Source organism: Streptomyces sp. NPDC087787, assembly GCF_044743035.1.
Taxonomy (GTDB): Bacteria; Actinomycetota; Actinomycetes; order Streptomycetales; family Streptomycetaceae; genus Streptomyces.
Genome location: NZ_JBIUVQ010000015.1, coordinates 156,884 through 177,394, shown reverse-complemented (window position 1 = coordinate 177,394; position 20,511 = coordinate 156,884). Strand labels below are relative to the sequence as shown.

At 70.8% G+C, this 20,511-nt stretch carries 22 protein-coding genes and 1 tRNA gene; 7 read left to right on the top strand and 16 right to left on the bottom strand.

The window, feature by feature from the left end; all coding sequences use genetic code 11:
- The first annotated feature begins 17 nt into the window (after nucleotides 1–17).
- A complete protein-coding gene (locus ACIOWN_RS23995) occupies nucleotides 18–611 on the top strand; it encodes a DUF5819 family protein (protein WP_362356952.1) in 594 nt (197 codons plus the stop codon).
- Nucleotides 608–1,819, top strand: a complete 1,212-nt coding sequence (locus tag ACIOWN_RS23990; protein WP_362356954.1) for an HTTM domain-containing protein — start codon at nucleotides 608–610, stop codon at nucleotides 1,817–1,819. The genes ACIOWN_RS23995 and ACIOWN_RS23990 overlap by 4 nt, the downstream gene beginning before the upstream one ends.
- Nucleotides 1,820–1,883: 64 nt before the next feature.
- Here the strand turns inward: ACIOWN_RS23990 and ACIOWN_RS23985 are convergent, their stop codons facing one another.
- On the bottom strand, nucleotides 1,884–2,264 hold the full coding sequence (locus ACIOWN_RS23985; protein WP_362356956.1) for a hypothetical protein: 381 nt from the start codon (nucleotides 2,262–2,264) through the stop codon (nucleotides 1,884–1,886).
- Nucleotides 2,265–2,761: 497 nt separating this feature from the next.
- On the opposite strand from ACIOWN_RS23985, the gene ACIOWN_RS23980 reads away from it, so the two are divergent.
- Nucleotides 2,762–3,376 (top strand): hypothetical protein, encoded by a 615-nt coding sequence (locus ACIOWN_RS23980; RefSeq protein ID WP_362356958.1) that lies wholly within the window; start codon nucleotides 2,762–2,764, stop codon nucleotides 3,374–3,376.
- Between the two features lie 32 nt (nucleotides 3,377–3,408).
- On the opposite strand, the gene ACIOWN_RS23975 is transcribed toward ACIOWN_RS23980, so the two are convergent.
- From ACIOWN_RS23975 to ACIOWN_RS23965, 3 genes are all read right to left on the bottom strand, one after another.
- Nucleotides 3,409–3,765 carry a hypothetical protein gene (locus tag ACIOWN_RS23975; RefSeq protein ID WP_362356959.1) on the bottom strand — a complete coding sequence of 119 codons (357 nt, stop codon included), beginning with the start codon at nucleotides 3,763–3,765 and terminating at the stop codon, nucleotides 3,409–3,411.
- The gene (locus ACIOWN_RS23970) at nucleotides 3,762–4,106 is read right to left on the bottom strand and encodes a hypothetical protein (protein ID WP_401983310.1); all 345 of its coding nucleotides are present in this window, start codon (nucleotides 4,104–4,106) and stop codon (nucleotides 3,762–3,764) included. Before ACIOWN_RS23970 ends, ACIOWN_RS23975 begins: the two co-directional genes overlap by 4 nt.
- A gap of 667 nt (nucleotides 4,107–4,773) precedes the next feature.
- Nucleotides 4,774–4,855 (bottom strand) — tRNA-Tyr (locus ACIOWN_RS23965).
- Nucleotides 4,856–5,097: 242 nt separating this feature from the next.
- Here ACIOWN_RS23965 and ACIOWN_RS23960 point away from each other — a divergent pair.
- The gene (locus ACIOWN_RS23960) at nucleotides 5,098–5,586 is read left to right on the top strand and encodes a YajQ family cyclic di-GMP-binding protein (RefSeq protein ID WP_100569714.1); all 489 of its coding nucleotides are present in this window, start codon (nucleotides 5,098–5,100) and stop codon (nucleotides 5,584–5,586) included.
- Nucleotides 5,587–5,643: 57 nt separating this feature from the next.
- On the opposite strand, the gene ACIOWN_RS23955 is transcribed toward ACIOWN_RS23960, so the two are convergent.
- Nucleotides 5,644–5,910, bottom strand: coding sequence for a GlsB/YeaQ/YmgE family stress response membrane protein (locus tag ACIOWN_RS23955; RefSeq protein ID WP_100569713.1), 267 nt, complete (start codon nucleotides 5,908–5,910; stop codon nucleotides 5,644–5,646).
- A 227-nt stretch (nucleotides 5,911–6,137) separates the two neighbouring features.
- Between ACIOWN_RS23955 and ACIOWN_RS23950 the strand changes: the two genes are divergently transcribed.
- A complete protein-coding gene (locus ACIOWN_RS23950) occupies nucleotides 6,138–7,394 on the top strand; it encodes an APC family permease (protein WP_362355721.1) in 1,257 nt (418 codons plus the stop codon).
- A 163-nt stretch (nucleotides 7,395–7,557) separates the two neighbouring features.
- The gene (locus ACIOWN_RS23945; RefSeq protein WP_326803649.1) at nucleotides 7,558–7,959 is read left to right on the top strand and encodes a YccF domain-containing protein; all 402 of its coding nucleotides are present in this window, start codon (nucleotides 7,558–7,560) and stop codon (nucleotides 7,957–7,959) included.
- 13 nt (nucleotides 7,960–7,972) lie between these two features.
- Here ACIOWN_RS23945 and htpX read toward each other — a convergent pair whose 3' ends face one another.
- The 11 genes from htpX to ACIOWN_RS23890 all read right to left on the bottom strand — a co-directional run bounded on the left by htpX (nucleotide 7,973) and on the right by ACIOWN_RS23890 (nucleotide 18,972).
- A complete protein-coding gene (htpX, locus tag ACIOWN_RS23940) occupies nucleotides 7,973–8,836 on the bottom strand; it encodes a zinc metalloprotease HtpX (RefSeq protein WP_362355719.1) in 864 nt (287 codons plus the stop codon).
- Between the two features lie 316 nt (nucleotides 8,837–9,152).
- On the bottom strand, nucleotides 9,153–10,676 hold the full coding sequence (locus ACIOWN_RS23935) for an NADH-quinone oxidoreductase subunit N (RefSeq protein WP_362355717.1): 1,524 nt from the start codon (nucleotides 10,674–10,676) through the stop codon (nucleotides 9,153–9,155).
- The gene (locus tag ACIOWN_RS23930; RefSeq protein ID WP_362355715.1) at nucleotides 10,673–12,247 is read right to left on the bottom strand and encodes an NADH-quinone oxidoreductase subunit M; all 1,575 of its coding nucleotides are present in this window, start codon (nucleotides 12,245–12,247) and stop codon (nucleotides 10,673–10,675) included. The genes ACIOWN_RS23935 and ACIOWN_RS23930 overlap by 4 nt, the downstream gene beginning before the upstream one ends.
- Before the next feature lie 6 nt (nucleotides 12,248–12,253).
- On the bottom strand, nucleotides 12,254–14,248 hold the full coding sequence (locus ACIOWN_RS23925) for an NADH-quinone oxidoreductase subunit L (RefSeq protein WP_401983309.1): 1,995 nt from the start codon (nucleotides 14,246–14,248) through the stop codon (nucleotides 12,254–12,256).
- The gene (gene nuoK / locus ACIOWN_RS23920; protein ID WP_358736391.1) at nucleotides 14,245–14,640 is read right to left on the bottom strand and encodes an NADH-quinone oxidoreductase subunit NuoK; all 396 of its coding nucleotides are present in this window, start codon (nucleotides 14,638–14,640) and stop codon (nucleotides 14,245–14,247) included. Before nuoK ends, ACIOWN_RS23925 begins: the two co-directional genes overlap by 4 nt.
- Nucleotides 14,640–15,260 (bottom strand): NADH-quinone oxidoreductase subunit J, encoded by a 621-nt coding sequence (locus ACIOWN_RS23915; protein WP_362355711.1) that lies wholly within the window; start codon nucleotides 15,258–15,260, stop codon nucleotides 14,640–14,642. Before ACIOWN_RS23915 ends, nuoK begins: the two co-directional genes overlap by 1 nt.
- Nucleotides 15,257–15,808, bottom strand: a complete 552-nt coding sequence (locus ACIOWN_RS23910; protein WP_362355709.1) for an NADH-quinone oxidoreductase subunit I — start codon at nucleotides 15,806–15,808, stop codon at nucleotides 15,257–15,259. The genes ACIOWN_RS23915 and ACIOWN_RS23910 overlap by 4 nt, the downstream gene beginning before the upstream one ends.
- A 2-nt stretch (nucleotides 15,809–15,810) precedes the next feature.
- Nucleotides 15,811–16,779, bottom strand: coding sequence for a complex I subunit 1 family protein (locus ACIOWN_RS23905; RefSeq protein ID WP_362355707.1), 969 nt, complete (start codon nucleotides 16,777–16,779; stop codon nucleotides 15,811–15,813).
- Entirely contained in the window at nucleotides 16,776–17,960 is a 1,185-nt protein-coding gene (locus tag ACIOWN_RS23900; protein WP_401983308.1) for an NADH-quinone oxidoreductase subunit C, read from the bottom strand. Before ACIOWN_RS23900 ends, ACIOWN_RS23905 begins: the two co-directional genes overlap by 4 nt.
- A complete protein-coding gene (locus tag ACIOWN_RS23895) occupies nucleotides 17,957–18,574 on the bottom strand; it encodes an NADH-quinone oxidoreductase subunit B family protein (RefSeq protein WP_362355703.1) in 618 nt (205 codons plus the stop codon). Before ACIOWN_RS23895 ends, ACIOWN_RS23900 begins: the two co-directional genes overlap by 4 nt.
- On the bottom strand, nucleotides 18,565–18,972 hold the full coding sequence (locus ACIOWN_RS23890; protein ID WP_141359431.1) for an NADH-quinone oxidoreductase subunit A: 408 nt from the start codon (nucleotides 18,970–18,972) through the stop codon (nucleotides 18,565–18,567). Before ACIOWN_RS23890 ends, ACIOWN_RS23895 begins: the two co-directional genes overlap by 10 nt.
- Before the next feature lie 215 nt (nucleotides 18,973–19,187).
- On the opposite strand from ACIOWN_RS23890, the gene ACIOWN_RS23885 reads away from it, so the two are divergent.
- Entirely contained in the window at nucleotides 19,188–20,441 is a 1,254-nt protein-coding gene (locus tag ACIOWN_RS23885; RefSeq protein ID WP_362355701.1) for a sensor domain-containing protein, read from the top strand.
- The last annotated feature ends 70 nt before the right edge of the window (nucleotides 20,442–20,511 follow it).

Genomic DNA, 20,511 nt, shown 5'->3' with positions numbered 1-20,511 from the left:
GACTCTCACCCATATCGGTGAGCATCATCGCGCTCGCGGTGGTGGGTGTCGTGGTCGCGGCCGCCGTGCACTTGGCAATGCTCTTCCTCAACAGCGCCCCCTTGAATTCCTTCTCCCAGCAGCACGCCGCGGACATCGACAAGTATCTGGTCCCCGATTTTTCGCAGGGGTGGCAGCTTTACGCCCCCAATCCGAAATCGGTGAATACCCACGTGCAGGCTCGCGCGAAAGTGAAGACGCCCAGCGGAAGTCTCACTGATACCGGCTGGGTGGACTTGACCGCGAGGGATGACGAGAGGATCGTGCACAATCCTCTCCCCAGCCAAGCACACCAGAACGAGCTTCATGCCGTCTGGACCAACTACGTCGATTCGCTCGACAACGAGGGACGTCCAGCCGGTTTGTTCGGGAAGCTGATGCAGCATTACCTGCTGCGCATCGTCGCCCGCCGTCTGGGACCGCACGTCGACGGCGGCACCGTGCAATTCATCCAGTTGCGCTCGGCCGACACGCCCGTGGGACGGCCCCCGTGGAGTCTCCAGCAGACCGACACGCAGACCAGCTATGTGGTTCAGCCGTGGTGGGCCGTCAAGGCGGAGGACTTCAAGTGACCACTCACTCTCGGGCCACGCCCGGCCACGCATCCGAACCGTCCCCGTCCGCCCGACTGTCGCGCGGCGTCGGCGCCGCTGCCGGACGAGGTCTCGCGCGTATCACCGGCGAGGTCATCGCGCCGTACCAGGCGGCCGTCATTCGGATCGGCTTCTCGTTTACCTGGCTCGCCCTGATGCTGCGCGAGTGGGTGCACCGTAACGAGCTCTACGGGGCGAACGGCCCCTGGAACTGGGCCATGGCCCGCGAATGGAACACGACGAACCAGGCGTTCACCGCACTCATGTGGCATGACAGCCGATTGTGGTTCGAGGTCGTCTACCTGGCGGTGATCGCCGCGTCGGTGATGCTGCTCCTCGGGTGGCGGACTCGCACCGCCTCACTGCTCTTCATGATTGGTGTGCTGGCGCTCCAGAACCGCAACCCCTTCGTGGGGGACGGCGGCACGGATGTCATCCATGTCATGGCGATCTATCTGGTATTCACCCGCTGCGGCCGGGTCTGGTCGTTGGACGCGCGACGTGCCGCGCACGGCCGCGACGGTGGCCGGGACGTGGTCGGGATCGTGATGTGGGCCTTCTTCACTGCCGTGCTCGCCCTGGTCACCGGGCTGGGGAAGCTGGATACCGGCTGGGCGCTGTTGCTCTGGGGCTTCGTCTTCGCGCAACTGGCGTGGTGGCCGGTGCGGCGCCACGGCACCGGAGAGCCCCGCACCGTCATGGAACTGGCCGGCAACGTGGTGCACGCGGGCGCAATGTTCGTGATCGCAGCCCAGGTGTGCCTGATCTATGCGGTTTCCGGCTGGTACAAGATCCAAGGCTCCTTTTGGCAGAATGGAACGGCGCTCTACTACGTGCTGCATCTCGACGACGTCACGCCGTGGCCCGCTTTGTCCCACGCCATCGCCAATAGCAGTCTGATCGTCCTGCTGTTGACCTACGGCACGGTGATCGTCGAAGTCGCCTTCGCGTTCACCCTTTTCAACAGCCGCGTGAGAACCGTCATGGTTGCGATCATGGTGTCCATGCACGTGGGCATCGGGATCCTGCTCGGCCTGCCTTTCTTCGCGTTGGCGATGATCACGGCCGACGCGTTCTTCCTCCCCACCGCACTGCTGCGTCGGGCAGGCGACTGCGTCGCGCGCGCGGTCTCACGAAGGGCACCTGTGGTGCCGAAACCACAGGTGCCCTTCAGAGCGAAGTACTGACTGACGGAAACGAAGACGGATGGCGCCCGCCGACTCGTTAACGAGGGGCGTCAACACCAGCCGGCTAGCGGCCGTAACCACCGTAACCGCGGTAACCGCCGTAATACCCACGATAACCGCCATGGTCGCCACGATAACCACCGTAACCACGGTAACCGCCATGGTCGCCACGATGGCCACCGTAACCACGGTAACCACCGTAATACCCACGATAGCCACCATGGTCGCCACGATAGCCGCCATGGTCGCCACGATAACCACCGTGGCCGCAGCCTTGGCCGCAGCCTTGGCTGCCGTAGTCGCTGCTGTATCCGGATTGGTGACCCTGGCCGTAGCTCAAGTCATGCACCGACGCGGTTCCCGCCGCGCCGATCACCGCGCCGCCGGCCATGACAACACCAGTCGCGCACACCGCGAAGAGACGCTTAACGCGCTGTACTCGCATAGGTAACCTATCCCTCCATCGCCTCGCGCAATGGAACTGCGCGAAATTGATGGCCGAGCCCGCCAAGTGAGATGGGAGCCGGTCGTAGGCGTCGCCGCTGGATTGATGAGAAGCACGTCCCGGGCTCCGAATGCCGCAATGCCGCCCACCTTGGTTCCACGGGGAGCGCTGCGACCACGGGACCCTGCCGAGGAGACTCCCCGGACGGGGTGTGCCCCGATTGCGGCTTCATGTGCAACGCTAGCCCGTTCGCAAATCGACATCCAGTCCGTAGACCAGATTCAGCCCGACCTGATCTCCGTCTGTCTCAGTTCCGACGTCGAGCCCCGGTGGTCGCTTCACGCGCCGGCCGCAGCGTGGTCGTGCCGACCCGTCCGCGCTCGGGGTCGGCCTGGACGGACAGCGCTGAGGCACCCGACCGGCGAGGGCTAAGCTCACATCTTCGAGTGGTCGAGCCACCCACTCATTCCCACCATCTCTCGCGAGGTTGTCACAGTATGCGCACGCTGCCACTTGTGTCGTTATCCATCGTCACGGGCGCTGCCGTGGGAATTGGCGGCCCCCTCCTCGACGCATCCGCCAGCCCATTGGCAAGCGCGCTTGGGGTAGCCCTGGTCGCCGGCTGGTGTTACGCAGCTATCCCCTTTTGCCTCGGCATGGCAAGCACATCCAAGTTGAAGGCCGCCACCGTCGGCACGGCTGCATTGCTCATCACTGTGGTCTCCTACTACTCATTCAAGGCCGCGCAGGGCGATTTCAGGACAGTCGATCTCTCGGAAACCAGCGGCAGAGAGTTCTTCTCATGGGGCGAATTCGCCAGCATGACGTTGTATTGGAGCCTCGCAGCCCTCATCTTGGGACCGCTTCTCAGTGTGGCGGGTTGGACGGCACGCCACGGCGCGATTCGCCTCCCATTTCAACTCCTCGTCCCAGTTATCACACTTGCCGAGACAATGATGCGGTTGCAATTCGAAGCGTCCAGGGCCCCATCTCCAGCGGTATGGGCCTGGGAGTCTGTTCGCGCGATGTCGATAGCGCTGATCGTGCTCCTCAGCGGCGTGGCGGCATGGGAAAAGCACAATCGTCGTTCGCCCGCGCAGCTCGATGGCTGAGTGGCGGGATGAGGCGCCGGCCCACGAACTGGTCAGCGTGCTGCGTCACGATGGCGTCCCGCTCCGCGGCCGACCAGGGTGAAGACGGCCAAGGCGACCGTCGCCGCGGCCCCCGTGGCCAGCGCGTCCGCAACGTACCGGCCCAGACCCGGACGCAGGACGTCGACGAGAGCGAACAGCACGACAGGCCCCGCAAGGCTCGCCGCGACCCCGGCCAGCCAAAAGCGGTGGCTCGCCCAGAACCACTGGGAAAGCCCCATGACGATGAGGGGCGCAGGGGACAGTTGCGGCTCGTCGAGGGCGGCGAGCACGCCGTATCCCAGACCGCTGACCACCCAGCAGGCAACGGCCACGAGCGCCGCCTCACTCCAGGAGACGGACCGGTTCACGCCTGCCGCCCCCCATTCATGGCCCGGGCCCGACGGCGCTCCCACCGCAGGGAAAGGAACGCCACCAGGATCGAACATGTCACGAGCGGTCCGGCAACCCAGCGGATCACGTCCGCCGGCCGGCCCGGCTCCCCGCCGGCCATCAGGGTCACCGACTCGATGGTGAGGGAGTTCCCCAGCAACACATAGCCGAGCCCCCAGGCGAGGACCACCCACACAGGTCCCCGGATCGGCTCCGGTGGCCGACGCGGTTTGAGCGCGGCCCGCCATCCCAACCACACGCAGCCCAGCCCCACAGCCACCATGAGCACGTCCCAGGCCCTGTTGAACACCTCTGTCACGGTCCCGATCCCCCGGCCTTGCTCTCTCACCTCCGGCGGACCTCAGAACGCCAGGCCCCCGGCTCATCATGATGACCGCCCGGACGCGGCCCCTCACCTGCCGAGCACGGCAGACGACCTGCTCGACTGCTTTCCGGTATCCGGCAATGTGGGCCCCCTGACGTCACTTCCACAGACCGCGCGGCCCCCAGAAGGTTTGACGCCCAGTGACGCCCCGGACCGGAGCAGATGGACCTCGGCCGGCCTCACACTGTGCTCGTGGTGCCCGACTCCTCGTGGACGGCTTCGCCGACATGCGGCTCGAAAGAAGCTCACCGGGAGGCTCAGTGATTTCCTGCACCGGGACGTACCGGTACGCGGATCTCGGCGGCGCACGGCACGCCGACGGCGTCGGCGGACAGCGTCAGACCGTGACGCGAAGCCGCACGCGCGGCCTGGCCAGGCCCGTCGGAGGATAACGGCTGGCTGCCGGCCGCTCGCCCTGGCGATGTCACGTCCGCCGCGCATCCAGCGACAAGGCCAATGCACCCAGCACGAGGCCGGCGGGAGCCGCAACTCGTCGCCGAGCGCGCTGACCACAGCGTGAGACGGTGCGCTGATCTCCGGGGGTATGACGAGGGGCCCGTGACCTGCTGAGTCAGCAGGTCACGGGCCCCTCGTTTCCGTGTGGCGGCGCCAGGATTCGAACCTGGGAAGGCTGAGCCGGCAGATTTACAGTCTGCTCCCTTTGGCCGCTCGGGCACACCGCCTTGGGATGCCGCCGGTCGAACCGCCTTTCGGCGGGCTTCCCGGCAACGACGTAAACAATACCCGATGCCGAGGGGTGCTCCGCCACCCCATTGATCGGCGGCCGTGACCGTCCGGGATGGCTAGGCTGGTGCGGATGCGACCCGCGACCCGCAGGCCGGGATCGGCGGTTCCCCCACGCCCGCCGGCACGCATCCGGCATGACACGCACCCCGACACACCTCGATGCAAGGAGCCACAGGACATGGCCGACTCCAGTTTCGACATCGTCTCGAAGGTCGAGCGGCAGGAGGTCGACAACGCCCTCAACCAGACCGCCAAGGAGATCTCCCAGCGCTACGACTTCAAGGGCGTGGGCGCCTCGATCTCGTGGTCCGGTGAGAAGATCCTTCTGGAGGCGAACTCCGAGGACCGGGTGAAGGCAGTCCTCGACGTCTTCCAGTCCAAGCTGATCAAGCGCGGCATCTCCCTGAAGGCCCTGGACGCGGGCGAGCCGCAGCTGTCCGGCAAGGAGTACAAGCTCTTCGCGTCGATCCAGGAGGGCATCTCCCAGGACAACGCGAAGAAGGTCGCGAAGCTCATTCGCGACGAGGGTCCCAAGGGCGTGAAGGCCCAGGTCCAGGGTGAGGAGCTGCGCGTCAGTTCCAAGAGCCGCGACGACCTCCAGACCGTGATCGCGCTGCTGAAGGGCCAGGACTTCGACTTCGCCCTCCAGTTCGTGAACTACCGGTAGGCGGAGCAGAGGACAGAGCAAAGGGCGGGCACCTGCGCGGTGCCCGCCCTTTCCCGCTCAGTCGCGCGAGTTGCCGAAGAAGATGCGGTAGCCGATCAGCAGCACGAGCGAGCCGCCGATCGCGGCGGCCCAGGTGGCGCCGTCGTAGAGTTGCCGGCTGATCGGGTGGTGCAGCCAGCGGGCGGAGATCCAGCCGCCGAGGAACGCCCCGGCGACGCCGATGAGAGTCGTGACGATGAAGCCGCCCGGGTCGCGCCCCGGCAGCAGGAGCTTCGCGATGGCGCCGGCCAGGAGCCCCAGGATGATCCAGCTGATGATGCCCATGCTCTGAACCTGCCCTTCCGCGCCGTGCCTGCGCTGTCCCGGTGCCTCACGTTCGGTTCGGACAGGCTGTGCTGCTGCGCCGGCAGGCCGCGCGTCGTTCTCGTCGTGCTTGTCACGTGCTGTGATCGTGCCTACCACACGCGTGTGCGTCCCGCGCCAGGAGCGCGTCGTGGAGGAGGACGCCCCGACGGCGTCCCCCGGTTGCACAGGTCAGTAGGGTTCGGGCCATGACCCGGTCCGCTGCCCCGTCCTCGCCCGAGCTGCGGCGCACCCTCGGGGTCGGCGACGCCGTGGTCGTCGGGCTCGGCTCGATGATCGGGGCCGGGATCTTCGCCGCCCTGGGGCCGGCGGCCCGCGCGGCGGGCTCCGGTCTGCTCCTCGGGCTCGCGGTGGCCGCCGTGGTGGCCTACTGCAACGCCGGCTCCTCGGCACGGCTGGCCGCCCGGTATCCGGCCTCCGGCGGCACGTACGTGTACGGGCGCGAACGGCTCGGCATGTTCTGGGGCCACCTGGCGGGCTGGGCGTTCGTCGTCGGCAAGACGGCCTCCTGTGCGGCGATGGCCCTCACCGTGGGCGCGTACGTCTGGCCGGGGCAGGCGCACGCGGTGGCGGTCGCGGCCGTGGTGGCGCTGACCGCCGTGAACTACGGCGGCGTCCAGAAGTCCGCCTGGCTGACGCGGGTCATCGTGGCGGTCGTGCTGGCGGTGCTCGCCGCCGTGGTCGCGGTGTGCCTGGGCTCCGGCGCATCCGCCGCCGACCGGGCGGCCATCGGCGGGTCCGTCGGCGCCGGCGGCGTGCTTCAGGCGGCCGGGCTGCTGTTCTTCGCCTTCGCCGGGTACGCGCGGATCGCCACCCTCGGCGAGGAGGTACGGGATCCCGCGCGCACCATCCGGCGCGCGATCCCGCTCGCCCTCGGCATCACGCTGGCCGTGTACGTGTGCGTGGCGGTGGCCGCGCTCTCCGTGCTGGGGGCGGACGGGCTGGGAAGCGCCGCGGCACCGCTGGCCGACGCGGTGCGGGCGGCCGGGGTGCCGGGACTGGTCCCGGTGGTGCGGGCGGGGGCCGCCGTGGCCGCGCTGGGGTCGCTCCTGGCCCTGGTCCTGGGCGTCTCGCGGACCACGCTGGCCATGGCCCGGGACCGGCATCTTCCCGGGGCGCTGGCGGCCGTCCATCCCCGTTTCCAGGTGCCGCACCGGGCGGAGCTGGCCGTGGGCGCCGTGGTCGCGGTGCTGGCCGCGACGGTCGACGTCCGGGGCGCGATCGGCTTCTCCTCGTTCGGCGTCCTGGCGTACTACGCGATCGCCAACGCCGCCGCCTGGACCCTCGATCCCGCTCCCGCCCGGCGCGCGGTGCCGGCGCTGGGCCTCGTCGGATGCCTGACGCTGGCGTTCGCCCTGCCCTGGCTCTCGGTGGCCGTGGGCAGCGGGGTGCTGGCGGCGGGCATGGCCTCGTACGGCGTACGGCGGTGGTGGGCGGCGCGGTAGGGCACGGCCTGCGGCGCCGGTGCGCCGCGGGATCGTCTCCGAACGTTCCCGATCGCGCTACAAGAGGCAGCGACCGCCCCTGATCCCCCTGACAGCGCCGATACTTGAGCCGGCGGGCAGTACCGGCGGAAACGACATCGAACGACCTTGGAGGATGCCGATCATGAAGGTGATCAACCTGCTGCTCAACCTCGTGTGGCTGGTCTTCTGCGGCATCTGGATGGCGATCGGCTACCTGATCGCCGCGCTGATCTGCTTCGTCCTGATCATCACCATCCCGTTCGGCATCGCGTCGCTGCGCCTCGCGGGATTCGTCCTGTGGCCGTTCGGCCGCGACGCCGTGGAGCGTCCGGGTGCCGGGGCCGGGTCGTTCATCGGCAACGTGATCTGGCTGGTCTTCGCGGGCTGGTGGCTGGCGCTGGGGCACCTGATCACCAGCATCCCGCTGTTCCTGTCGATCATCGGCATCCCCTTCGGGTGGGCCAACCTGAAGCTCATCCCGGCCTCGCTCATGCCCCTGGGGCGTGAAGTGGTGCGGACGGACAACGGGTTCGGCGGACGCTAGTGCTGCGACCGGCTCAGAGCCGGCGGCCGGCCATCTGCTCGAGGCGGGCGATGCGCTCCGCCATCGGCGGGTGCGTGGAGAACATCTTCGACAGTCCCTGACCGGGGCGGAACGGGTTCGCGATCATCATGTGACTCGCGGTCTCGATGCGCGGCTCGGGGGGCAGCGGAAGCTGCTGGGTGCCCGTCTCCAGCTTGCGCAGGGCGCCGGCGAGGGCGAGCGGGTCGCCGGTGAGCCGGGCACCGGACGCGTCCGCCTCGTACTCCCTGGAACGGCTGATGGCCAGTTGGATGAGGGACGCGGCGAGCGGGCCCAGGATCATGATCAGGAGCATGCCGATCAGGCCGGGGCCCTCGTCGTCGTCGGAGCGCCCGATCGGGATCAGCCAGGCGAAGTTGACCAGGAACATGATCACGGAGGCCAGCGCGCCGGCGACGGAGGAGATGAGGATGTCGCGGTTGTAGACGTGGCTGAGCTCGTGGCCGATGACGCCGCGCAGCTCACGCTCGTCCAGGAGGCGCAGGATGCCTTCCGTGCAGCACACGGCGGCGTTGCGCGGGTTGCGGCCGGTCGCGAAGGCGTTGGGCGCCTCGGTCGGGGAGATGTACAGGCGGGGCATGGGCTGGCGGGCCTGGGTGGAGAGGTCGCGGACCATCCGGTACAGGGCCGGGGCCTCGAACTCGCTCACCGGGCGGGCCCGCATGGCACGCAGCGCCAGCTTGTCGCTGTTCCAGTACGCGTACGCGTTGGTGCCGAGGGCGATGAGGACCGCGACGACCAGGCCGGTACGGCCGAAGAAACTGCCGATGAGGATGATGAGTGCGGACAGTCCCCCGAGGAGGACTGCGGTCCTGAGCCCGTTGTGCCGGCGGTGCACGGTACGCCCTCCAAGTGGTGCGGCAGGGGAACCCTTCGCTTGCTGCGTTTCGACTCCACCGGTGCCGTGTGGTGTCACGTCCAGTGGACCCTTCCGAACTGGTCAACGCCAGGCGGCGGCCACGGGTTCCCTGGCGGGTGCGCCGGCGCGCGGGCCGTCCGGGTGAGCGGGGCTCCGGGCGGCACGCGCGCGTGAGGATCGGGTGCCCCACACGCGCGTGGGCAGGCCTGGGTGGCTCCTGCAGGCGTGTGGCGAGGCCCAGTGGCCCGTACGCGCGCGTGGGGCTCCTACGCGCGTGTGGCGAGGCCCCGGGCGCTCAGAACAGGCCGGTGCCGGCGAAGCGGAGCACCAGTTGGGGGGCGCCGGAGAGGGCCACGCCGAGGACGCCCGTCAGGGCGAGGGCGGCGGTGAGGGGGGCCGGGACGCGATGCCGGACGGGTTCGCCCTCGGGGGCGCGGAACAGCAGGGCCGTCCACTGGAGGTAGTAGAACAGCGCGATGACGACGTTGACGGCCATGACGACGGCGAGCCAGCCGAGTCCGGCGTCGACGGCCGCGGAGAACACGGTGACCTTGGCGAACAGCCCGATGACGCCGGGCGGAAGGCCGGCCAGGCAGAGCAGGAAGAAGGCCAGCAGCAGGGCGGTCAGCGGGTTGGTGGCGTACAGGCCGCGGTAGTCGCTGACGCGGTTGCGTTCCCTCGTCCGGCCCACGAGCGCGGCCACGGCGAAGGCACCGATGTTCACGGCGGCGTACATGAGCGCGTAGGCGACCGTGGAGCCGATCGACTTCTGCGGATCCCTGGAGTAGCCGGCGGCGGCGATCGGCACCAGGAGGTAACCGGCCTGGCCGACGGAGGACCAGGCGAGCAGCCGTACCGCGCTGTACGCGCGCGTGGCCCGCTGGCGCAGGGCGCCGACGTTGCCGACGGTCATGGTGAGCGCGGCGAGCACGGCCATCGCGGGACCCCAGGCGCCCGAGTACGACGGGAAGGCGACGACGGTGACGAGGATCAGTCCGGTGAAGCCGACGGCCTTGCCGACGACCGACAGGTAGGCGGCGACCGGCAGGGGGGCTCCCACGTAGGTGTCGGGCACCCAGAAGTGGAAGGGGACGGCGGCGGTCTTGAAGGCGAAGCCGACGAGGGTGAGGACGACGCCGGTCTGGGCGAGCGTGTGGAACTGTCCGTCGACGTGCTGGATGCGTTCGGCGATCCGGGTGAGGTAGAGGGTGCCGGTGGTGGCGTAGACGAAGCTGACGCCGAGCAGGCTGACGGCGGTCGCGGTGACCGAGGACAGGAAGAACTTCAGGGCCGCGTCGGAGGACCTGCGGTCGCCGTTGCGGAGACCGACGAGGGCGAAGGCGGGCAGGGAGGCGACCTCCAGGGCCACGACGAGGGTCGCCAGGTCGCGGGCGGCGGGCAGGAGCGCGGCACCGGCGGCGGAGGCCAGCAGCAGGAACCAGAACTCCCCCTCGGGCAGTGCCCTGCGCGCGTCCTTCAGCGCGGTGGCCGACAGCAGCGCGGTCAGGAGGGCCCCGCCGAGCACGAGGAACTGGATGACGAGGGTGAAACGGTCGGCGGTGTAGCTGCACGCGTCGGGCAGGCCGGACTGGCAGAACGTGGCGCGGTCGCCGTCGAGGAGCGGCAGGAGCAGCAGCGCGGCGGCGGCGAGTCCCCCGACGGAGAGCCGGCCGAGGAGGGGCTTGCGCGCTTGCGGCAGGAAGAGGTCGGCGACGAGGACCACGAGGGCGATCACCGCGGTGAGGGTGGGCGGCGCGACGGCGAGCCAGTCGACGGACTGGACCACCGACGGGGCCGCCGTCTGGGCCAGGGCGCTCATCGGGTGCCTCCTGCGAGGAGCTGCTGCACGGCCGGGTCGGTGAGCCCGAGCAGGGCCTTCGGCCAGAGTCCGGCGAGGACGGTGAGGGCGACGAGCGGGGTCCAGGCCGCGAACTCGTAGCCCCGGACGTCGGCGAGCCGCGGTGCCTGCCGCGGTACGTCGCCCATGCAGACGCGGCGGACCACGACGAGCATGTACGCGGCGGTGAGCAGGGTGCCGAAGGCGCCGATCGCCATGAAGGCGAGGAAGGCGGGCCGGCTGAGGTCGGCGGCGGGCCGGAACGAGCCGAACAGGGCGAGCATCTCGCCCCAGAACCCGGCGAGGCCCGGCAGTCCGAGCGAGGCGACGGCGCCGAAGGCGAGGAGCGCGCCGAGGCGCGGGGCCTTTCCGTACAGCGCGGCGCCCGACTTGTCGGCGAGGGCGTCGAGGTCGGTGGTACCGGTGCGGTCCTTGAGCGCGCCCACCAGGAAGAACAGCAGGCCGGTGATGAGGCCGTGGGCGATGTTGGCGAACAGGGCGCCGTTCACGCCGGTGGGGGTCATCGTGGCGATGCCGAGCAGGACGAAGCCCATGTGGCCGACGGAGGAGTAGGCGATGAGCCGCTTGAGGTCGCCCTTCGCGCCCCGCCGGGCGAGGGCGAGGCAGGCCAGGGATCCGTAGATGATCCCGACGACGGCGAGGGCTGCGAGGTAGGGCGCGAGGGTGCGGAAGCCGTCGGGTGCGATCGGCAGCAGGATGCGGACGAACCCGTACGTGCCCATTTTCAGCAGGACGCCGGCCAGCAGCACCGAGCCGACGGTCGGGGCGGCCGTGTGGGCGTCCGGCAGCCAGCTGTGCAGCGGCCACATCGGCGTCTTGACCGCGAGTCCGAGACCGATCGCCAGAACGGCGATGACCTGCACCGATGCGGTCAGTGACCGGCCGTTGTCAGTGGCGAGTGCCACCATGTCGAAGGTGCCGGCCCTGAGCCCGACGAGGAGCAGGCCGAGCAGCATGACGACCGAGCCGAGCAGGGTGTAGAGGATGAACCGCCAGGCGGCGGCCTGACGGCCCTCGCCGCCCCAGCGGGCGATGAGGAAGTACATCGGGATGAGGACCATCTCGAACGCGAGGAAGAACAGCAGCAGGTCGAGGACGGCGAAGGTCGCGAGGGTGCCGGACTCGAGCAGGAGCAGCAGCGCGACGAACGCCTTCGGGGTGGGTCCCGTGGGCGGCTTGAAGTAGGAGTACAGCGCGCAGAGGAAGGTCAGCAGCGCGGTCAGTACGACGAGGGGGAGGGAAATGCCGTCGACGCCGAGGTGGATGCGCACATGGAGCGCGGGGATCCAGCTGATGTCGGTCGTGGCCTGCATCCTCGACGGGTGGGCGTGGTCGAAGCCGGCGGCGAGGACGATCGCCGCGGCAAGGATCGCGCCGGTCACGGTCACGCCGTGCCGGAGCACGGCCTGCTCGGGCGACTTCCCCTTCAGTCCGGGCGGCGCGGGCAGGAGGGCGGCGAGCGCCCCGAGGAGCGGGCCGGCGACGAGGAATGCCAGAAGGAACTGCATCACGGACTCGTTGATATCGATCACGCCTGCTCACGCTCCCGTGGCCAGAAGGACGGCGGCGACCGCCAGGACGACGGTGCCGGCGAGCAGCGCGCTCACATAGGTCTGGACGTTGCCGGTCTGGGCGCGCCGTACGGCGGCTCCGAGCAGGCGGGGTACGGCTCCGGCGCCGCGTACGTAGGTCTCGACGACCTCCCGGTCGAGGAACCGGACGAGGCTCGCTCCGGCCAGCACCGGGCGGACGAAAAGGGCCGTGTACACGGCGTCGAGGTGGAAGCCGGCGGCCGCGTGCCGGTGCAGCGGTCCGAGCAGCAGCCGTCCGGGGTCGGCGGGGTCGGGCGCGTGGGCGATGTCCCCGTACCCGGGCCGGTGGGTGGCGATGGCCTCGGCCTCGACGAGTCCGGCGCCGCCCTCGGGGTGGGCGGCGACGGCACCGAGGGGGGTCCGGGCGGCGAGCGCGGTGGTGTGCTGCCAGGCGCCGAAGATGACGATGCCGCCGACCAGGGCCACGCCGGTGCCGAGGACGGAGGTGACGAGCGTGGGGGTCAGGTCCCGGCCGTCGAACCATCCGGGCAGGAGCCGGAAGGCGAGGCCGCCGAAGGCGAGGGACGGAATGGCGAGCACCCAGAGCACGGCGTTCATGACGAGGGGCTGCCTGCCGTGGTCGGGGGCCTCTGCGCCCCGGCCGCGGAAGGCCAGCAGCCACAGGCGCATGGCGTAGGCGCCGGTGAGCAGGGCGGTGAGGAGACCGGCCACGAGGACGGTCCAGCCGGCCGCCGCGGGGGCGTGGCCGGTGTGGCCGGTGGCCGCGCGTTCGGCGGCGCCGAGGACGGACTCCTTGGAGAAGAAGCCGCTGAAGGGAGGGATCGCGGCGAGGGCGAGGAGCGCCACGGTCATCGTCCAGTAGGCGTCCGGGACGCGGGCGCGCAGGTTGCTCATGCGGGACATGGCGGCCAGTGAGTTGGTGCCGGACGCGTGGATGATCACGCCGGCCGCGAGGAACAGCAGCGCCTTGAAGGCGCCGTGCGACAGGAGGTGGAAGACGGCCGCGCCGCGGTCGCCGACGGCGAGCGCGCCGGTCATGTAGCCGAGCTGGCCGATCGTCGAGTAGGCGAGGACGCGTTTGATGTCGTCCTGGGCGAGCGCGGCGAGCGCCGAGCCGGCCATCGTCACGGCGGCCATGACGGCGAGGACGACCATCGCGGCCGAGGAGGCCTGGAAGACGGGGAGGAGCCGGGCGACGAAGTAGACACCGGCGGCGACCATCGTCGCGGCGTGGATCAGCGCGGAGACGGGCGTCGGGCCGGCCATGGCGTCGGGGAGCCAGGTGTGCAGCGGGAACTGCGCCGACTTGCCCGCCACGCCGGCGAGGAGCAGCAGGGCGATCAGGGTCGGGTGGTGCAGTCCGCCGCTCGCGACGGCGCCGAGGACCTTGGTGATCCGGAAGGATCCCGCGTCGGTGCCGAGCGCGAACAGGCCGATCAGGAAGGGCACGTCGCCGAGCTTGGTGACCAGGAAGGCCTTGATGGAGGCGGCGCGGGCCTCGGGGGTCTCCCAGTAGTGGCCGACCAGGAAGTAGGAGCAGATGCCCATGACCTCCCAGCCGACCAGCAGCACGATCAGGTCGCCGGAGTAGACGACGAGCAGCATCGCGGAGGTGAACAGGGAGACGAGCGCGGCGTACGAGGGGTAGCGCGGGTCGTCGCGCAGGTAGCCCGTGGAGTAGATCTGCACGCAGGTGGCGACGACGGCGACCAGCACGGCGACGAGCGCGGCGAAGCCGTCGATGTGCAGGGCGAGTTCGATGGGCACCGAGCCGGTGGGGGTGAGCTCGGTGGCTGCGTCGACGGCCCGGCCGCCGCCCTGGTCCGCGGCGACCAGCACGGCCAGGACCAGGGAGGCGAGGGTCGGCAGGACGGCGAGCGGGCGGACGAAGCCGGGCGCGGTGCGGCCGAGCAGCAGGCCGGCCACGGCGCCGAGGAACGGAAGGAGCGGAACGAGGACGGCGAGGGTGGTCGTGGTCACGCGGTGGCCTCAGCCTTCTCGGCGGCCTCTGCTGTCGCGGCGGCGCCGTGGGGGCCGTCGTCGGAGTCGTCGGGGCCCTCGGCGGAGTCGCGGAGCCGGTCGATGTCCGAGGTGCCGCGGTTGCGGTGGACGGCGAGGACGATCGCCAGGCCGATGCCGATCTCGGCGGCGGCGATGGCGATGGTGAACAGGGTCAGGGCCTGCCCGGAGTGCAGGGTCTCGATCGCGGCCCTGCTGAGCCAGACGTCGAAGGCGACCAGGTTGAGGTTGACGGCGTTGAGCATGAGCTCGACGGACATCAGGACCAGGATCGCGTTGCGGCGGGCGAGGACGCCGTACAGGCCGGTGCAGAACAGGAGGGCGGAGAGCACGGCGGGATAGGCGAGGTGCATCAGCGGACACCTTCCTTCGCGCCCGGGTCGCCGTCGGTTCCCGCGGCCGGGGTGGCGGCAGCGGATTGGGCGGCGGAATCGGCCGCCTTCGCCTTGCGGGACAGGACGATCGCACCGACCAGCGCGGCCAGGAGGAGGACGGAGAGGGCCTCGAAGGGCAGGACCCAGTTCTGGAACAGGCTCTCGCCGGTGACCCTCGTCGATCCGGCGGCGGCGCCGTCCAGGTCGATCCAGGTGGCGCGGAAGGCGTCGACGACCACCCAGACCAGGGCGGCCGCGGCGGCGACGGCCACGGTCAGGGCGGCCCAGCGGTTGCCGGAGTCGGCGTCCGGGGAGCGGCCGATGGGCGCCTTGGTGAGCATCAGGCCGAACAGGAGGAGGACGACGACGGAACCCACGTAGATGAGGACCTGCACCCAGGCGATGAACTCGGCGGTGAGCAGCAGGTACTCCACGGCAAGGCCGCCGAGGGTGACCACCAGCCACAGGGCGGCGTGCACGAGCTGCCGGGTGGTGACGGTGACGAGGGCGGCGCCGAAGGTGACCAGGCCGACGAGGAGGAAGGCGATCTCGACGCCGGTCGGCGAGAGGAAGCCGTGGCTTGCGGCGGCGAGGCTCACGCGTCCCCCTCCCGCGGTTCGGCCTGCGCGGCCGCCAGCTTCTCGGCGGTCCTGCGGGCGGCGGCGATCTCCTTGGGCTCCTCGGCGCCGGGGTCGAGGGCGGGTGGCGCGGGCACGGTCCACATCCACTCGCGCAGCTTGTCGCGCTCGTGGGTGAGGTCGCGGATGTCGGTCTCGGCGTACTCGAACTCCGGGGACCAGAACAGGGCGTCGAAGGGGCAGACCTCGATGCAGATACCGCAGTACATGCACAGGGAGAAGTCGATGGCGAAGCGGTCGAGGACGTTGCGGCTGCGTTCGCGGCCGCCGGGGGTCGCCGCGGGGACCGTCTCCTTGTGGGAGTCGATGTAGATGCACCAGTCCGGGCACTCGCGGGCGCACAGCATGCAGACGGTGCAGTTCTCCTCGAACAGGCCGATGACGCCGCGGGTGCGCGGCGGGAGGCCGGGCTGGACGTCGGGGTACTGCTCGGTGACGGTCTTCTTCGTCATCGTGCGGAGGGTGACGGCCAGGCCCTTGGCCAGGCCGCTGCCGGGGATGGGGGCCATGGCTACTGGATCACCACCTTGACGATGCCGGTGAGGGCGATCTGGGCGAGGGAAAGGGGGACGAGGAGGGTCCAGGAGAACTTCTGGAGCTGGTCCTCGCGCAGCCGCGGGTAGGTGACGCGGAGCCAGATGACCACGAAGGCGAGGACCGCCGTCTTCAGCAGGGTCCAGACCCAGCCGAGGCCGGCGTCGCCCCAGGGGCCGTGCCAGCCGCCCAGGAAGAGGACGGTGGTCAGGCCGCACAGGACGACGATCCCGGCGTACTCGGCGAGCAGGAACAGGGCGAAGCGCAGACCGGTGTACTCGGTGTACGCGCCGAAGATGATCTCCGAGTCGGCGACGGGCATGTCGAACGGCGGGCGTTGCAGTTCGGCGAGGCCTGCGACGAAGAAGACGATCGCGCCGACGATCTGCCAGGGCAGCCACCACCAGTGGAAGGCGTGGACGATGCCGGGCAGGGAGACCGTGCCTGCCGCCATCGCCACGGAGGCGGCGGCGAGCAGCATCGGCAGTTCGTAGGCGAGGAGCTGGGCGGCGGTGCGCAGGCCGCCGAGGAGGGAGAACTTGTTGGCGGAGGCCCAGCCGGCCATGAGCGAGCCGAGGACTCCGACGGCCATGACCGCGAGCACGAAGAAGATGCCCGCGTCGAGGACCTGACCGACGGCGCCCTCGCCGGGGCCGATCGGGATGGCGAGCAGCACGAGGAGGTAGGGCAGCAGGGCCACGGCGGGGGCGAGCTGGAAGACACGGCGGTCGGCGTCGGCCGGGACCACATCCTCCTTCTGTGCGAACTTCACGCCGTCCGCGACGAGTTGGGCCCAGCCGTGGAAGCCGCCGGCGTACATGGGGCCGAGGCGGCCCTGCATGTGCGCCATCACCTTGTGCTCGGTCTGCCCCACGATCAGGGGGAAGGTCAGGAACACCGCGAAGACGATGACCAGTCGCAGGGCGACGTCGACGGCGTCGTTCACCGCGGGCCTCCTTCCGGTTCGTCGGGCGTGGTGGGGGGTTCGGTGGCGTCGGGGCCGTCGTCCTCGGGGGCCGGTCCCGGTTTCGGTTCGGGTTCATCGAACGCCGGGCGGGCGTGGTGCCAGGGGGCGTCCGAACCGCGCGGTTGCGTGGACGGCTCGGGAGCCGCCGCCTGCCCGCGCTGGGACGCCGAGCCCTCGCTCGCACTCCGCGCCCGCCGAGCCCCCGCGGCCCCGGCCCGCTGCGGCGCCGACCCGTCGGCCGCCGGGCGGCGGTCGCCGTCCTCCCGTGTGTTCTCGGCGGGCGGCTCGGCCTTCGGTGGCGTGGCCGGGGGCGGGGTCGCGGCGCGCTCGGGTGCCGTTCCGGCTTCCGCCGCCGCGGTGGGCCCGGGGGCATCCGTGGGTCCCGTCACCGTCTCGTCGCGGTGAGCCGTCTGGCTTGCCGAGCCCTCGCCGGCGCTGCGCGTGCGGCGGGGCCCCGTGGCGGGTGGTGCCGTCTCCGTCCGGCCGGTCGAGCCCTCCGCCGCCGTGCGGGTGCGGCGGACCGGGCGGTCGCCCGCCGCTCGGGCCGCGCCCCGCGCCGGGCGGGACGGGGCCGGCGGGAGCTGGCCCTTCTGGGGGCCCCACTCGTTGGGGTCGGGCACGCCCGGCGGCAGCATCTGGCGGCGCTTGGGGCCGCCGTGGGCGACACCCGCCGCAGGCTCCCCAGGTTCCTTGGCGCCCGGCCAGGCCTTGGCGACGCGGGCCGCGAGGACGAAGTCCTTGCGGAGCGGGTGGCCCTCGAAGGTCTCCGGCAGGAGGAGGTGGTCCAGGCCGGGATGGTCCCGGAAGGAGACGCCGAACATCTCGTGCGTCTCCCGTTCGTGCCAGGCCGCGCCCGCGTAGACGTCCACCGCGGTGGGCAGGACGGGCGCCTCGTGCGCGACCGTCGTACGCACCAGCAGGCGCCGTACCGGGGCGAGGGCGACGACGTGGGCCGAGACGCGAAAGCCCGTGCCCGGCTCGTCGACGGCGCTCAGCCAGTCGAAGTACGTGCAGCCCAGCTCGTCGCGGGCGGTCAGCAGCGCGGAGATCCACGTGTCCGGCGGCACGTCCACCGTCAGGACCTCGTAGGACTCCTCCGCCGTGGCGCCGGTCCCGAAGAGTTCCTCGACGGGTGCGGGCAGCCAGCCGGCCCCACTCATCGCGGGTCCCCCTCGCCGGTGGTCGCGGTGGCCGGCGGCCGTACGAGCCCGCTCTGCAGCGCGGCCGTCGACGGGCGGGCCGCCCCGGTCGCGTATCGCTCCCCCAGGGACTCGCGCGCGATCTTCTCCTGGAGTTTCAGGATCCCCTGGAGCAGCGCCTCGGGGCGCGGCGGGCAGCCGGGGACGTAGACGTCCACCGGGATGATCTGGTCGACGCCCTTGGTGACGGAGTACGAGTCCCAGTAGGGGCCGCCGCAGTTGGAGCAGGCGCCGAAGGAGATGACGTACTTGGGCTCCGGCATCTGCTCGTACAGCCGCTTGACCGCCGGGGCCATCTTGTCCGTGACCGTGCCGGACACCACCATCAGGTCGGCCTGGCGGGGCCCGGGCGCGAACGGGATCACGCCGAGGCGGATGAAGTCGTGCCGGGCCATCGACGCGGCGATGAACTCGATCGCGCAGCAGGCGAGGCCGAAGTTGAAGACCCAGAGCGAGTAGCGCCGGCCCCAGTTCAGGACGACCTTCATCGGCTCCGGGGCGAGCCGGGCGAGCGCGCCCAGCCGCTTCGGCTCCGGCAGCGGCACCGGTTCGGGGGTGCGGGGGGTCACGTCCATGCCAGGACGCCCTTCTTGTATGCGTACAGCAGGCCCACGGCCAGGAAGCCGAGGAAGATGAACATCTCCACGAGCGTCGTCGCGCCGTAACCGGGGGCGGCGAAGACCGTCGCCCAGGGGAACAGGAAGATCGAGTCGACGGCGAAGATCACGTACAGGAACGCGTAGACGTAGTAGCGGACCTGGGTGTGCGCCCAGCCCTCGCCGACGGGGTCGACGCCGCACTCGTACGTCAGCAGTTTCTCCGGGGTGGGGACCACCGGGCGCAGCAGGCGTCCCGCGCCGAAGGCGACGGCGACGAACAGCACGCCGACGAGGGCGAGCAGTCCGACGACCGAGTAGGACTGGAAGTAGTCCGCCGCGACGACGGCGGTCGACCCCCGCAACGTCTCCCGCACCGTCCGTTCCCTCACTCCCTGGCCCTGTCGGGCCCGTTTCCCCTGCCCCGTGGTGTTCGCCTGTTCGACGATCTGTACGCACGGGAGTCTAGGCCCTGATAAAGGACGGGTAAGCAGCCCGTCACACCGTGGGACGCGGAGGTGGGGTTTTCCCCAGTGGGTGAGGGCGGCCCACCTCATGGCGCCGTCGGCCGCGGCACGGCACGCTGGCCCCTATGACCGCTCGCATTCCCGCCGCCGATCCCGCGGCAGACGGCGCCGGGGACCGGCTGCCGCCGGCCCGTTTCGCCTACGACCTGCCCACCTGGAAGGAGATCACGCATCTGCTGGTGAATCTGCCAGTGTCGCTGTGCGGCTTCGTCTATGTGGTGACGGTGCTGACGACCGGCAGCGCGCTGACGCTCACCGTGATCGGTTTCCCGCTGCTTGCGCTCGGGCTGATGGGCTCGCGGTTGCTGGGCCGGCTGGAGCGGGCGCGGGCGCGGGCGCTGCTCGGGGTGCGGATCGACGAGCCGAGCCCGCTGTCGCAGCACGGCGCGGAGGGACTGGTCGGGCGGATCTGGACGGCGCTGAAGGACCCGGTGGGCTGGCGTTCGTCGCTCTACCACTTCATACGGATGCCCTGGGGGGTGCTCACCTTCGCGGTGACGCTGGTCTCGCTCTTCGTGCTCTGGCCGGTGCTGCCCTTCGTCGCGCGGGGCCTGGCGAACGTGGACCGGGCGATGGTGCGCGGCCTGCTGTCGCCGTCCGACGAGTTGGAGCGGCGGATCGCCGAGCTGGAGTCGGACCGCGGGGTCGTGGTGGACACGGCCGCCGCGGATCTGCGGCGCATCGAGCGGGACCTGCACGACGGGGCGCAGGCCCGGCTGGTCAATCTGGCCATGGGTCTGGGCCTGGCCAAGGAGAAACTGCTGGAGGGGCAGTCGGACGAGCATGTCGCCGCGATGGTCGAGGAGGCGCACGGCGAGGTGAAGCTCGCGCTCCAGGAGTTGCGCGACCTGGCCCGGGGCATCCATCCCGCCGTGCTCACCGACCGGGGCCTGGACGCGGCCCTGTCGGCGGTGGCCTCGCGCTGCACGGTTCCGGTGCAGGTGACGGTCGAGCTGGAGGCACGTCCGGCCGCAGCCATCGAGGGCATCGCCTACTTCACGGTCTCCGAGCTGCTCCAGAACGTCAGCAAGCACAGCGGGGCACGGTCCGCCTCCGTCGACGTCTGGCGGACCGACGACCGGCTGCTGATCCAGGTCGGTGACGACGGCAGCGGCGGCGCCCGGCTGGACGGCGGGACGGGCATGCGCGGTCTGGCCGAGCGGCTGGACGCGGTGGACGGCCTGTTCGTCGTCGAGTCGCCGCCGGGCGGTCCGACGACGGTCACGGCGGAGCTGCCGTGGCGGGACCGCACGGACGGGGCGGACCCGGCCGGGTCCGGCGTGGCCGCCTCCGGCAGGGGCGCCCCCCGCCGGAGGTAGGGAAAACCCCCCGCCCAGGACGCCGACGTGCTCCATGGTCCCGCCGGGCGGGGCCGAGCACCCTGGGAGT

Excerpts from the sequence above, each read along its gene's own strand:
- ACIOWN_RS23985 (WP_362356956.1), bottom strand. The coding sequence starts at position 2,264 with ATGCGAGTACAGCGCGTTAAGCGTCTCTTCGCGGTGTGCGCGACTGGT.
- ACIOWN_RS23980 (WP_362356958.1), top strand. The coding sequence starts at position 2,762 with ATGCGCACGCTGCCACTTGTGTCGTTATCCATCGTCACGGGCGCTGCC.
- ACIOWN_RS23960 (WP_100569714.1), top strand. The coding sequence starts at position 5,098 with ATGGCCGACTCCAGTTTCGACATCGTCTCGAAGGTCGAGCGGCAGGAG.
- ACIOWN_RS23955 (WP_100569713.1), bottom strand. The coding sequence starts at position 5,910 with ATGGGCATCATCAGCTGGATCATCCTGGGGCTCCTGGCCGGCGCCATC.
- ACIOWN_RS23950 (WP_362355721.1), top strand. The coding sequence starts at position 6,138 with ATGACCCGGTCCGCTGCCCCGTCCTCGCCCGAGCTGCGGCGCACCCTC.
- ACIOWN_RS23945 (WP_326803649.1), top strand. The coding sequence starts at position 7,558 with ATGAAGGTGATCAACCTGCTGCTCAACCTCGTGTGGCTGGTCTTCTGC.
- ACIOWN_RS23935 (WP_362355717.1), bottom strand. The coding sequence starts at position 10,676 with ATGAGCGCCCTGGCCCAGACGGCGGCCCCGTCGGTGGTCCAGTCCGTC.
- nuoK (WP_358736391.1), bottom strand. The coding sequence starts at position 14,640 with ATGCACCTCGCCTATCCCGCCGTGCTCTCCGCCCTCCTGTTCTGCACC.
- ACIOWN_RS23910 (WP_362355709.1), bottom strand. The coding sequence starts at position 15,808 with ATGGCCCCCATCCCCGGCAGCGGCCTGGCCAAGGGCCTGGCCGTCACC.
- ACIOWN_RS23900 (WP_401983308.1), bottom strand. The coding sequence starts at position 17,960 with ATGAGTGGGGCCGGCTGGCTGCCCGCACCCGTCGAGGAACTCTTCGGG.
- ACIOWN_RS23895 (WP_362355703.1), bottom strand. The coding sequence starts at position 18,574 with ATGGACGTGACCCCCCGCACCCCCGAACCGGTGCCGCTGCCGGAGCCG.
- ACIOWN_RS23885 (WP_362355701.1), top strand. The coding sequence starts at position 19,188 with ATGACCGCTCGCATTCCCGCCGCCGATCCCGCGGCAGACGGCGCCGGG.